The sequence below is a fragment of the Pseudomonas parasichuanensis genome (assembly GCF_021601385.1).
In the GTDB taxonomy this organism is placed as follows: Bacteria; Pseudomonadota; Gammaproteobacteria; order Pseudomonadales; family Pseudomonadaceae; genus Aquipseudomonas; species Aquipseudomonas parasichuanensis.
In genome coordinates this window covers 101,877-114,026 of the sequence record NZ_BQHO01000019.1, presented here as the reverse complement: position 1 = coordinate 114,026, position 12,150 = coordinate 101,877, and the positions used below count along the sequence as shown (strand labels likewise).

At 65.9% G+C, this 12,150-nt stretch carries 12 protein-coding genes and 1 pseudogene; 9 read left to right on the top strand and 4 right to left on the bottom strand.

Translation table 11 applies throughout. The features are described 5' to 3' along the window. The 8 genes and pseudogenes from L6D77_RS16440 to L6D77_RS16400 form a co-directional block, all read left to right on the top strand. The coding region (locus tag L6D77_RS16440; RefSeq protein WP_236170095.1) for an energy transducer TonB at nucleotides 1–445 on the top strand (445 nt) is incomplete at its 5' end. A gap of 30 nt (nucleotides 446–475) precedes the next feature. After that, nucleotides 476–1,198, top strand: coding sequence for a MotA/TolQ/ExbB proton channel family protein (locus L6D77_RS16435; RefSeq protein WP_125857099.1), 723 nt, complete (start codon nucleotides 476–478; stop codon nucleotides 1,196–1,198). A 1-nt stretch (nucleotide 1,199) separates the two neighbouring features. After that, on the top strand, nucleotides 1,200–1,601 hold the full coding sequence (locus L6D77_RS16430) for an ExbD/TolR family protein (RefSeq protein ID WP_110992180.1): 402 nt from the start codon (nucleotides 1,200–1,202) through the stop codon (nucleotides 1,599–1,601). 335 nt (nucleotides 1,602–1,936) lie between these two features. Next, the gene (gene ssuE / locus L6D77_RS16425; protein WP_232883238.1) at nucleotides 1,937–2,530 is read left to right on the top strand and encodes an NADPH-dependent FMN reductase; all 594 of its coding nucleotides are present in this window, start codon (nucleotides 1,937–1,939) and stop codon (nucleotides 2,528–2,530) included. Nucleotides 2,531–2,625: 95 nt separating this feature from the next. Continuing rightward, nucleotides 2,626–3,591 (top strand): sulfonate ABC transporter substrate-binding protein, encoded by a 966-nt coding sequence (locus tag L6D77_RS16420; RefSeq protein WP_110992182.1) that lies wholly within the window; start codon nucleotides 2,626–2,628, stop codon nucleotides 3,589–3,591. Between the two features lie 60 nt (nucleotides 3,592–3,651). After that, nucleotides 3,652–4,647 (top strand): annotated as a pseudogene (gene ssuD / locus L6D77_RS16415) (FMNH2-dependent alkanesulfonate monooxygenase); the annotation flags it as partial. Between the two features lie 164 nt (nucleotides 4,648–4,811). Further along, nucleotides 4,812–5,624 (top strand): aliphatic sulfonates ABC transporter ATP-binding protein, encoded by an 813-nt coding sequence (ssuB, locus tag L6D77_RS16405; protein ID WP_232883241.1) that lies wholly within the window; start codon nucleotides 4,812–4,814, stop codon nucleotides 5,622–5,624. Between the two features lie 30 nt (nucleotides 5,625–5,654). Then, nucleotides 5,655–5,870, top strand: coding sequence for a TOBE domain-containing protein (locus tag L6D77_RS16400; RefSeq protein WP_008095172.1), 216 nt, complete (start codon nucleotides 5,655–5,657; stop codon nucleotides 5,868–5,870). 126 nt (nucleotides 5,871–5,996) lie between these two features. On the opposite strand, the gene L6D77_RS16395 is transcribed toward L6D77_RS16400, so the two are convergent. The 4 genes from L6D77_RS16395 to L6D77_RS16380 form a co-directional block, all read right to left on the bottom strand. Continuing rightward, complete coding sequence (locus L6D77_RS16395; RefSeq protein ID WP_232883242.1) at nucleotides 5,997–6,623, bottom strand: TetR/AcrR family transcriptional regulator; 627 nt, start codon at nucleotides 6,621–6,623, stop codon at nucleotides 5,997–5,999. Next, nucleotides 6,623–8,200, bottom strand: coding sequence for a glutamate--cysteine ligase (gene gshA, locus L6D77_RS16390; protein WP_269807505.1), 1,578 nt, complete (start codon nucleotides 8,198–8,200; stop codon nucleotides 6,623–6,625). The genes L6D77_RS16395 and gshA overlap by 1 nt, the downstream gene beginning before the upstream one ends. 252 nt (nucleotides 8,201–8,452) lie before the next feature. Then, nucleotides 8,453–8,836, bottom strand: coding sequence for a PaaI family thioesterase (locus L6D77_RS16385; protein ID WP_232883244.1), 384 nt, complete (start codon nucleotides 8,834–8,836; stop codon nucleotides 8,453–8,455). Next, on the bottom strand, nucleotides 8,836–11,163 hold the full coding sequence (locus L6D77_RS16380) for a Tex family protein (RefSeq protein WP_232883245.1): 2,328 nt from the start codon (nucleotides 11,161–11,163) through the stop codon (nucleotides 8,836–8,838). Before L6D77_RS16380 ends, L6D77_RS16385 begins: the two co-directional genes overlap by 1 nt. A 229-nt stretch (nucleotides 11,164–11,392) precedes the next feature. Here L6D77_RS16380 and ompR point away from each other — a divergent pair, with 229 nt between their 5' ends. Continuing rightward, nucleotides 11,393–12,133 (top strand): osmolarity response regulator transcription factor OmpR, encoded by a 741-nt coding sequence (gene ompR / locus L6D77_RS16375; protein WP_110992190.1) that lies wholly within the window; start codon nucleotides 11,393–11,395, stop codon nucleotides 12,131–12,133. The last annotated feature ends 17 nt before the right edge of the window (nucleotides 12,134–12,150 follow it).

The window sequence follows — 12,150 nt, the reverse complement described above, 5'->3', positions numbered from 1 at the left end:
CGACGAACTGGCCGCCAAGCCAAAGCCCAAGACAAAACCCGTGCCTAAGCCGGTGGCCAAGCCGCAACCCAAGCCGCAGCCGAAACCGGTTGAAGCGCCGCCGCCAACGCCGGTGGCCGCCCCGGCACCGCCTGCGCCAGCCGCACCGCCCGCGCCAGCCCCGGTGACCCCGGCGTCGGCCAACGCCGCCTACCTGAAGAACCCGGCCCCCGAATACCCGCAGATGGCCCTGCGCCGTGGCTGGGAAGGCACCGTGCTGCTGCGCGTCGAAGTGCTGCCCAGCGGCAAGCCCGGCCAGATCCAGCTGCAGCAGAGCAGTGGCCGTGACGCCCTGGACGCCGCCGCGTTGGCCGCGGTCAAGCGCTGGAGCTTCGTCCCCGCCAAGCAGGGCGACGTGGCCCTGGCCGGCTGGGTCAGCGTACCCATCGATTTCAAGCTTCGTTAATTCGCCACCGCACAAAGGAAGGACATCACCATGAGCCTGTTGGCATCCCCCCTCGAATCCGTTGAAAGCGCCGTCATCTGGCTGTTGGTCGGCTTCTCCGTGGCCACCTGGGCACTGGCGCTGGTCAAGGTCGTGCAGTTCGTGCGGCTCAAGCGCCAGGACAAGCGCTTCCACCAGCAGTTCTGGGCCGCATCCAGCCTCGACTCCGCCGCCGAGATCAGCCACCAGCAACCCGGCCCGGCTGCCCGTGTCGCCCAGGCCGGCTATGCCGCCATCGCCGTGGGCGAGCCCGGCCAGGCCAATGACCTGAGCCAGGCCATCAACCACCAGGACCGCCTGGAACGCGCCCTGCGCCAGCAGATCGTGCGCGAACGCCGCTCGCTGGAAACCGGCCTGGCGGTGGTCGCCAGTATCGGCAGCACCTCGCCCTTCATCGGCCTGTTCGGCACCGTGTGGGGCATCATGGAAGCGCTCAAGGGCATCAGCGCAGCCGGTTCGGCGAGCCTGGAAACCGTGGCCGGCCCGATCGGCGCTGCGTTGGTCGCCACCGGTGTGGGTATCGCCGTCGCGGTGCCGGCGGTGCTGGTTTACAACTACTTCCTGCGCCGCCTCAAGCTCACCGCTGCCGACCTCGACGACTTCGCCCACGACTTCTACAGCCTGGCGCAGAAGAGTGCCTTCCGCGTGCTGCTGCACCCGGCGGTGCAGCGCCAGCAGGCCGGCTTCAACCAAGCTGTGAAGGAGGCGAGCTGACATGGCCTTCTCGACCCAGGACAGCGATGAAGTGTTGAGTGAAATCAACGTCACCCCGTTGGTGGACGTCATGCTGGTGCTGCTGGTGGTGTTCATCGTCACCGCGCCGCTGCTGACCAACGCCATCCCCATCAACCTGCCCAAGACCGAGGCCGTGGCCCCGGTGGAGCAGAAGGACCCGCTGGTGGTGAGCATCGATGGCAGCGGCAAGCTGTTCATCAACAAGGACGAGATCCAGCCCGACTTGCTGGAAACCAACCTCAAGGCCGCCAAAGGCAAGGACGCCGAGCTGCGCGTGCAGCTGCAGGCCGACGATGGCGTGAACTACGGCGAAGTCGCCCGGGCCATGGCGGCCATCGAACGGGCCGGCATCACCAAGCTGGCGGTGATCACCGCGCGCTGACCGGCCATACCCCCTTCAGGCAAGTGCTTATGGGCCATTTTCCTTGGCAGGGGATGGCCCTTTTTTTATGTGTCCTTCACTCCCCTGTGGCAGCAACTGTCTTGTGTTGCTTGCGCTGGCCTCATCGCTGGCAAGCCAGCTCCCACAGAAAAATCGGGTCTCCTGTGGGAGCCGGCTTGCCGGCGATGAGGCCAGCGGCGTTCCATAGTCAAATAACGAATAAACAAATGAAAAAATATGATTTATGGATATATGACACTGCCTGTTAAGGTCACTTCCATCCAGCGGGGCCAACCCCTCGCGGCCCTGCAATCGAATCGAAGGAAGCGCTTTCAATGCTGGTTGTTTCTGTCGGTGGTAGCCCCAGTCTTCGTTCACGCTCCGGCGTGCTGCTAGAGCGCACCCGCGACTGGCTGCAGGAGCGCGGTGTCGAAGTGGTGACCTTCCAGGTGCGTGAGTTCAACGCCGAAGACCTGCTGCACGCACGCTTCGACAGCCCGCAGGTGCGCCACTTCATCGAGCTGGTGGCCCAGGCCGACGGCCTGGTGGTGGCCACCCCGGTGTACAAGGCCTCGTTTGCCGGCGCGCTGAAAACCCTGCTCGACCTGCTGCCCGAGCGTGCCCTGGAACACAAGGTGGTGCTGCCGGTGGCCACCGGCGGCAGCATCGCCCACATGCTTGCCGTGGACTACGCGCTCAAGCCGGTGCTGTCTGCCTTGAAGGCGCAGGAGACCCTGCAAGGGATCTTCGCCGACGACAGCCAGATCGCCTACGGCGAAGGCAACCGCCCTGCGCAGTTGGCCCAGGCCTTGGAGCAACGCCTGCAGGATTCGCTGGAGACCTTCCACGGCGCCCTGGCGCGGCGGCCTCGGCCGGTCGCACCCGGTGTGCTCAATGAACGCCTGCTCAGTGCCCGCTGGAGCATCTGAGCCACTGATACACCGCTGTACTGCTGTCCCACCTTACTCGCCCGTCAACGAGGCAAGCAGGTGCAACCCGAACCCAACTCGCACAGGAGAGCGCCATGCGCACAGTCTTCTTGCGTCGTGGTCTGGTCGCCCTGTTTGCGGCGGCTGTGTCCTTCGGCGCCATTACCCAAGCCCAGGCCGAGAGCCTGCGTATCGGTTATCAGAAATACGGCACCCTGGTGCTGCTCAAGGCCAAGGGCTCGCTGGAGAAGCGCCTGAAGGAACAGGGCATCGACGTGCAATGGACCGAGTTCCCCGGCGGCCCGCAGCTGCTTGAAGGGCTCAACGTCGGCTCCATCGATTTTGGCGTCACCGGCGAAACCCCACCGGTGTTCGCCCAGGCCGCAGGCGCCGACCTGCTCTACGTCGCCTATGAACCGCCGGCCCCGCACAGCGAGGCGATCCTCGTGCCCAAGGGCTCGTCGATCCAGTCGGTGAAAGAACTCAAGGGCAAGAAAGTCGCGCTGAACAAAGGCTCGAACGTTCACTACCTGCTGGTGCGCGCCCTCGAGGACGCCGGCCTCAAATACACCGACATCCAGCCGGTCTACCTGCCGCCGGCCGACGCCCGCGCCGCCTTCGAGCGTGGCAGCGTCGATGCCTGGGTGATCTGGGACCCGTACCAGGCCGCCGCCGAGCAACAGCTGCAGGCCCGTACCCTGCGTGACGGCAAGGGCCTGGTCGACAACCACCAGTTCTACCTGGCCACCCGCAGCTACGCCACCCAGCACCCGGCGGTGATCAACACCCTGGTCGAGGAAGTGCGCACCGTGGGCCAGTGGTCCCAGGCCAACCCGCAGGAGGTGACCGACCAGGTCGCGCCGCTGCTCGGCCTGCCCGCCGACATCACCCTGACCTCGGTGAAGCGCCAGGGCTACGGTGCCGCGCCGCTGACCCCGGAGGTGATCGCCGCGCAGCAGAAGATCGCCGACACCTTCCAGGCCCTGAAGCTGATCCCCAAGCCCTTGAGCATCAAGGACGTGATCTGGACACCCCCCGCCAAGGTCGCCAGCGCGCCTTGACCGATTCGCCAGCGCCGGGGCCAGGCCCCGGCTCGAGCCACCCTTGAGGAGACAACTCCAATGAGCCTGAACATTTTCTGGTTCCTGCCCACCCACGGTGACGGCAAGTACCTGGGCACCAGCGAAGGCGCCCGCGCCGTCGACCATGGCTACCTGGCGCAGATCGCCCAGGCCGCCGACCGCCTCGGCTTCGGCGGCGTGCTGATCCCCACCGGGCGGTCCTGCGAGGACTCCTGGCTGGTCGCCGCGTCGCTGATCCCGGTGACCGAGCGCCTGAAGTTCCTGGTGGCCCTGCGCCCAGGGATCATTTCGCCGACCGTCGCCGCGCGCCAGGCCGCCACCCTCGATCGCCTGTCCAATGGCCGTGCGCTGTTCAACCTGGTGACCGGCGGTGACCCCGACGAGCTGGCCGGTGACGGCCTGCACCTGAACCACCAGGAGCGCTACGAGGCCTCGGTGGAGTTCACCCGCATCTGGCGCAAGGTGCTCGAAGGCGAAACCGTCGACTACGACGGCAAACACATCCAGGTGCAGGGCGCCAAGCTGCTCTACCCACCGATCCAGCAGCCACGCCCGCCGCTGTACTTCGGGGGTTCGTCCGACGCCGCCCAGGACCTGGCGGCCGAGCAGGTCGAGCTGTACCTGACCTGGGGCGAGCCGCCGGCCGCCGTGGCCGAGAAAATCGCCCAGGTGCGCGAGAAAGCCGCCGCCCAGGGCCGTGAAGTGCGCTTCGGCATCCGCTTGCACGTGATCGTGCGCGAAACCAACGAAGAAGCCTGGGCCGCCGCCGACAAGCTGATTTCGCACCTGGACGACGACACCATCGCCCGTGCCCAGGCTTCGCTGGCGCGCTTCGACTCGGTCGGCCAGCAACGCATGGCCGCGCTGCACAAGGGCAACCGCGACAACCTGGAAGTCGCCCCCAACCTGTGGGCCGGCGTCGGCCTGGTGCGCGGCGGTGCCGGCACCGCGCTGGTGGGCGACGGCCCGACCGTGGCGGCGCGGGTCAAGGAATACGCAGACCTGGGGATCGATACCTTCATCTTCTCCGGCTACCTGGCGATGAACGCCCGTGAGTTCCTGCAGACCGACGTGGTGGTACTGGCGATCGTGCTGTACGCCGTGCTCGGCAAGCTCGCCGACCTGGCCGCCCGTGGCCTGGAGCGTGTGTGGTTGCGCTGGCACCCGGCCTACCAGGTCGCCAAGAAGGAGGGTGCGTGATGACCGTGCTCAAAGAGCAGCCGCCACGCCTGCTGCGTGGCATCCCGCTGGCCGCCAACGGCCTGCGCAAGACCTTCGGCCCGCGTGAAGTGCTGCGCGGTATCGATCTGCACATCCCGGCCGGCCAGTTCGTCGCCATCGTCGGCCGCAGCGGTTGCGGCAAGAGCACCTTGCTGCGCCTGCTGGCCGGCCTCGACAACCCCAGCGCTGGCGAACTGCTGGCCGGTGCCGCGCCGCTGGCCGAGGCCCGCGAGGACACCCGGCTGATGTTCCAGGACGCCCGCCTGCTGCCGTGGAAGAAGGTGATCGACAACGTCGGCCTGGGCCTGTCCGGCGACTGGCGCCAACGGGCGCTGGATGCCCTGGAGGCGGTCGGCCTGGCTGATCGCGCCAATGAGTGGCCGGCGGCCTTGTCCGGCGGCCAGAAGCAACGGGTGGCCCTGGCCCGGGCGTTGATTCATCAGCCGCGCCTGCTGCTGCTGGACGAACCGCTGGGCGCGCTGGATGCCCTGACCCGTATCGAAATGCAGCAGTTGATCGAGCGCCTCTGGCGCCAGCACGGCTTCACCGTGCTGCTGGTCACCCACGACGTCAGCGAAGCCGTCGCCGTGGCTGACCGGGTGATCCTGATCGAGGACGGCGCCGTCGGCCTCGACCTGTTGGTCGACCTGCCGCGCCCTCGGGCGCGTGGGTCGCACCGCCTGGCAAGCCTGGAAAGTGAAGTGCTGGACCGTGTTCTGTCCGCCCCGGGCACCCCGCCCGAGCCGGAACCTGTAGCCCCTTTGCCCACGCAACTGCGTTGGGCGCAATGAACCCCCGAAGCCAAAGAAAGGAAAACAGCCATGACCATCAAAGCCATCAACGTTCGCAACCAGTTCAAAGGCACCGTGAAGGAAATCCTCGAAGGCCCGGTACTGTCGGAAATCGACGTGCAGACCGCCTCTGGCATCGTCACTTCGGTGATCACCACCCGTTCCGTGAAGGAGCTGGAGCTGCAAGTGGGCAGTGAGGTGATCGCCTTTGTGAAATCGACCGAGGTGTCCATCGCCAAGTTGTGATGGGTTGCATAGCTGCACCTGTGGGAGCCGGCTTGCCGGCGATAGCGTCGTCAGACACATCTTTGTTGTCTGATCTGACGCCATCGCCGGCAAGCCGGCTCCCACAGGTTTTTTGTGGATTCAGAGTTAGCGCTTGGCCAGAAACGGCGGCAGGTACAGCCCCAGATACGCCTCGAACACCCGCATCCCTTCCTCCGCCATGCGCGGGGTGATCTGTTCGTGCAGCTGCATCGAGCGGGCATACACCCGATCGCTCAGCTCCATCGCCAGGGCGAACACGTGCACATCCTTCGGCATCGTCGGCAGCTGGAAATGCCGGTCGAACAGCTGGTGCATCAACTCACCCAGTTCCAGGTCATGCTGGCGGTCAGCCTGGACCACCTCGCTCAAGCCGTGCTGGGCCAGGATCAGCTGCCGCGCCGCGGCGTCCTCGTTGTAGATGTCGAGCATGCGCTGCTCGATCAACCGCGACAGGCCATGCCAGGTGCTGAACGCCGCGCTGTCGATCGGTGCGCTCAAGGCTTCGCGAAAGGCCCGGTGCACATCGGCGGTCAGGGCTTCGAGCAGGGCCGGTACGCTGGCGAAGAAGTGATACACCGACGACGGCGGGATCTGCGCCCGCTCGGCGACGCTGTAGACCGACAGCCCAGCCACCCCTTGCCCGGCCAGCAGCTCGCGCGCCGCCGCCAGGATCGCCTCGATCCTGGCCTGGCTGCTGGCGCGTGGCTTGCGCGGGGCGGCGGGGCGGTTCATCAGTTGCTGATGGCCAGGATGCTGGCCTGGTAGGCGCCGACGAACAGGTCGAAATCACCGACTTCTTCCTGTTCCAGCTCGGACTGCTTGGCGATCGACTCGCGGGCGAGTGTTTCGAAGGCTTGTTGCTGTTCGGTGCCCAGTGGCTGTTCACGGAATGTTTCGGCGTGCACGCGGCTCTGGCGCAGGGAGAACGCGATGAAGCTTTCATCGTGTTCGGTCATGCGCGCCAGTACCTGGGCCGACGGCGTCAACTCAGGGTCATCGACTTTGGCTTGCTGGGCTTGCAGGGCCTTGATGTGCTCGTTGCCGCCTTGGGCGCGGTCGAGCAGCTCGGCCATCTGGCCGATACGAGTGATGAGCTCGCTGGCCCAGTCCTTCAGCGCGATTGGCTGGCCGTTACGCTGCAGCGCCAGGCCCGGGCGGCGGCCTTCCTTGACCACGGTCAGGAAGTTGCTGGTGCACTGGCCGCATTCGCCGTTGTCCAGCTGCGGGCTGTCGTCCAGCGCACAGAGCAGTAGGAAGGCGTCGAGGAAGCGCGCTTCGGTGAGGTCGATGCCCACCGGCAGGAACGGGTTGATGTCCAGGCAGCGCACTTCGACGTACTGCACGCCACGGGAGATCAGGGCCTGGATCGGCCGCTCGCCGGTGTAGGTAACGCGTTTGGGGCGGATGTTCGAGTAGTACTCGTTCTCGATCTGCAGGATGTTGGTGTTCAGCTGCACCCACTCGCCATCCTTGTGCGTGCCGACCTCGACGTAGGGTGGGTAGGGCGTGCCCACCGCCTTGCGCAGGCTGTCGGTGTAGCTGGCGAGGTTGTTGTAGCAGGGCGTCAGGCCCGCCTGGGCGTTGCTCTGGTAACCCAGGTCGCTCATGCGCAGGCTGGTGGCATACGGCAGGTAGAGGGTTTCGGCGTCGAGCTCTTCAAGCTGGTGCGGGCGGCCGCGCAGGAAGCCTTTGTCCAGGGTCGGCGAGGCACCGAACAGGTACATCAGCAGCCAGCTGTAACGGCGGAAATTGCGAATCAGCGCGATGTAGGCCGAGGACTGGTAGTCGCGGTCGTCCTCTGTGCTGCCTTCTTCGGCGCGCAGCAATGGCCACAGTGCTTCAGGCAGCGAGAAGTTGTAGTGAATGCCGGCGATGCACTGCATGGTGCGGCCGTAACGCAGGGCCAGGCCCTTGCGGTACACGTGCTTGAGCTTGCCGATGTTCGAGGTGCCGTATTCGGCGATCGGGATGTCCTCCTCGGCCGGCAGCGCGCAGGGCATCGACGGGCTCCACAGCAGTTCGTCGCCCAGCTTGCTGTAGACGAAGCGGTGGGTCTGTTCGAGGCTTTCGAGCACCTTGGCAGGGTCCGCCAGGGCTGGGGTGATGAACTCCAGCAGCGACTCGGAATAGTCGGTGGTGATCTGCTCGTTGGTCAGCGCCGAACCCAGTGCTTCGGGGTGCGGGGTCTGGGCCAGGCGACCTTCTTGGGTCACGCGCAGGCATTCGCGCTCAATGCCGTGCAGGCACTGCTTGAGCAGGTCGAGGTTGTCGCCGAGCAGGCTCAGGCGGCGGTTGAGGAGGTCGCTCAAGATGGATTCCTTCACGCGTCAGTCGCCCCAATATGGGGGTAGGGATGACGGTCTACAAGGGTAGTTGGGAAAGGAACTGGCGTTGTCGCCTGGTTGCGCGGTTCCGACGCCAATAACGCGGGACCGCTGCGCGCTCCATCGCCGGCAAGCTGGCGCCCACAAGACCCTGTGGGAGCCGGCTTGCCGGCGATGGGCTGCAGAGCAGCCCCAACAGCTATTGGCGGCAAAATACCGCAGATAAGGCTGTTTCAGCTAGAGAACCGCAAAGGTTCCCTGCGCCTTGGCCACCCGTTTGTCGCCCTGGAGCACGTCGGCGTCGACCACCAGCGTGCGCCGGCCGGCATGCAGCACACGGGCGGTACACACCACCTCACCCTCGCTGACCGCGCGCATGTAGTTGATCTTGCACTCGATGGTCACGCTCTGCTGGTCGAAGCCATGGCTGGCCGAGCAGGCCAGGCCCATGCTGATGTCGACCAGGCTGAAGATCGCCCCGCCATGCAGCTTCTGGCCGCGGTTGCGCAGGTGCGGCTCAAGCGTCAGGGCCACCTCGGCAACGCCGGTGTCCAGGCGTTGCAGGCGGCAGCCCAGCAGCTGGCTGAAGGCGCTTTCGACGTACTCTTTCGGGACGTCCATCACTTCTTCTTCAGCTGCTTGGCGTTGGCGAACAGCGAGGCCATGGCATTGTTGGCCGGTGCGGCGGCGGTGGTTTCACGCGGGCGCGGTGCCTGCTGCTGACGGTTGCCGCCATTGCCACCGCGGTTGCCGCCACGGTTGCCCTCGACCTTCTCGCCCGGGGTGTCGCTCATGCGCATGGACAGGCCGACGCGCTTGCGCGGAATGTCCACTTCCATGACCTTGACCTTGACCACGTCGCCGGCCTTGACCGCTTCACGCGGGTCCTTGATGAACTTCTCGGACAGCGCCGAGATATGCACCAGGCCGTCCTGGTGCACGCCGATGTCGACGAAGGCACCGAAGTTGGTGACGTTGGTCACCACGCCTTCGAGGATCATGCCCGGCTCGAGGTCCTTGAGGTCCTCGACGCCGTCCTGGAAGGTGGCGGTCTTGAACTCGGGGCGTGGGTCGCGGCCGGGCTTGTCCAGCTCCTGCAGGATGTCGGTGACGGTCGGCAGGCCGAAGGTCTCGTCGGTGAATTTCTTCGGGTCCAGGCGCTTGAGGAAGCCGCTGTCGCCGATCAGCGAGCGGATGTCGCGCTCGGTGCCGGCGGCGATGCGCTGCACCAGCGGGTAGGCCTCGGGGTGCACGGCGGAGGCGTCCAGCGGGTTGTCGCCGTTCATCACACGCAGGAAGCCGGCGGCCTGCTCGAAGGTCTTCTCACCCAGGCGGCTGACCTTTTTCAGGGCGGCGCGGGTGGCGAACGGGCCGTTGGCGTCGCGATGGGAAACGATGTTTTGCGCAAGTGTCGCGTTGAGGCCGGAGATACGCGTCAGCAGCGCCACCGAAGCGGTGTTGACGTCCACGCCCACGGCGTTCACGCAGTCCTCGACCACAGCGTCCAGGCCACGGGCCAGTTTCACCTGCGACACGTCGTGCTGGTACTGGCCGACGCCGATGGATTTCGGGTCGATCTTCACCAGTTCCGCCAGCGGGTCCTGCAGGCGGCGGGCGATCGACACGGCGCCACGGATCGATACGTCCAGGTCGGGGAATTCACGGGCGGCCAGTTCGGAGGCCGAGTACACCGAGGCGCCGGCCTCGGAAACCATGATCTTGGTGATCTTCAGGGCTGGATACTTCTTAACCAGCTCCGCGACCAGCTTGTCGCTTTCGCGGCTGGCGGTACCGTTGCCGATGGCGACCAGCTCCACCGAGTGCTTGGCGCACAGGGCGGCCATGATCGAGATCGTGCGGTCCCAGTCGTTCTTCGGCGCATGCGGGTAGACCGTGGTGTGGTCCAGCAGCTTGCCGGTGGCATCCACCACGGCAATCTTGCAGCCGGTACGCAGGCCCGGGTCGAAGCCCAGGGTGGCGCGCGGGCCGGCCGGGGCGGCCAGCAGCAGGTCGTGCAGGTTGTGGGCGAACACGTTGATCGCCTCGCCTTCGGCGTTGTCGCGCAGCTCGCCGAACAGGTCGGTTTCCAGGTGGGTGTAGAGCTTGACCTTCCAGGTCCAGCGCACCACTTCACCCAGCCACTTGTCGGCCGGGCGGTTGCGGTTTTCGATGCCGACGTGGTTGCCGATCATCAGTTCGCACGGGTGCAGGGTGCCTGGCAGCTCTTCGCCGACTTTCAACGAGGCGCTCAGCACCCCTTCGTTACGGCCACGGAATATCGCCAGGGCGCGGTGCGACGGGGCGGTGCGCAGCAGTTCGTCATGGGCGAAGTAGTCGCGGAACTTGGCGCCTTCCTCTTCCTTGCCGGCCACCAGGCGGGCGCTGAGCACGGCTTCCTGCTTGAGGAAGTTGCGCAGCTTTTCCAGCAGGGCGGCGTCTTCGGCGAAGCGCTCCATGAGGATGTACTTGGCGCCTTCGAGCACCGCCTTGACGTCGGCAAAGCCTTTCTCGGCATCGACGAAGCGCGCCGCTTCGCTTTCCGGGTTGAGCTGTGGGTCGTTGAACAGGCCGTCGGCCAGCTCGCCCAGGCCGGCTTCCAGGGCGATCTGGCCCTTGGTGCGGCGCTTCTGCTTGTAGGGGAGGTAAAGGTCTTCGAGGCGGGTCTTGGTGTCGGCGAGCTTGATTTCGCGGGCCAGCTCCGGGGTCAGCTTGCCTTGCTCCTCGATGCTGGCGAGGATGCTGGCGCGACGGTCGTCGAGTTCGCGCAGGTAGCGCAGGCGCTCTTCCAGGTGGCGCAGCTGGGTGTCGTCCAGGCTGCCGGTCACTTCCTTGCGGTAACGGGCGATGAAGGGCACGGTCGAGCCTTCGTCCAACAGGCCCACGGCCGCTTCTACCTGTTGTGGGCGCACGCCCAGTTCCTCGGCGATACGGCTGTTGATGCTGTCCATGAGAACCACCTGACAAATAGTGAATGCAAGGCCGCGGGTGGCTGTTCAGGCCCGGCGGCGCTGGGTGAAAGGCGCGCATTATACCCATCGTGCCGGGCTTGCGGTGATGGCACCGGGCCTGCCGTTGACGGCGCGGCAGTGGCACGCTGGGAAAAATCTGCTAACAATGCACACGGCACGCGCTGCAATGGCTACGCCATAATGCGCGGCGATCTCAGAGGAGCAATTCATGACCAGCACCGCAAACGCCGCAGATGGCGACAAGATTCTCATCGTCGACGACGACCCAGGCCTGAGCAGCCTGCTGGACCGATTCTTCACCAGCAAGGGCTTCCGTGTGCGCACCGTGCCCAACGTCGAACAGATGGACCGCCTGCTGGCCCGTGAAGTGTTCAACCTGGTGGTGCTCGACCTGATGCTGCCGGGCGAGGACGGCCTGTCCGCGTGCAAGCGCCTGCGCGCGTCGAACAACCAGATCCCGATCATCATGCTCACCGCCAAGGGTGACGAACTCAGCCGCATCAAGGGGCTGGAGCTGGGCGCCGACGACTACCTGGCCAAGCCGTTCAACCCCGACGAACTGGTGGCCCGGGTCAAGGCCGTGCTGCGTCGCCAGTCGCCTACGGTGCCGGGCGCGCCGGGCAGCGAGGAAGAGACCGTCACCTTCGGCGACTACGAACTGTCGCTGGCTACCCGCGAGCTCAAGCGTGGCGATGAAACGCACATGCTGACCACCGGCGAATTCGCCGTGCTCAAGGCCCTGGTGATGCACGCCCGCGAGCCGCTGACCCGCGACAAGCTGATGAACCTGGCCCGTGGCCGCGAGTGGGATGCGTTGGAGCGTTCCATCGACGTGCAGATCTCGCGCCTGCGCCGGATGATCGAACCCGATCCGTCCAAGCCGCGTTACATCCAGACCGTATGGGGCGTTGGCTACGTCTTCGTGCCGGACGGAAACGCCGGAAAATGAGCCAGCCGGCTCGTCAC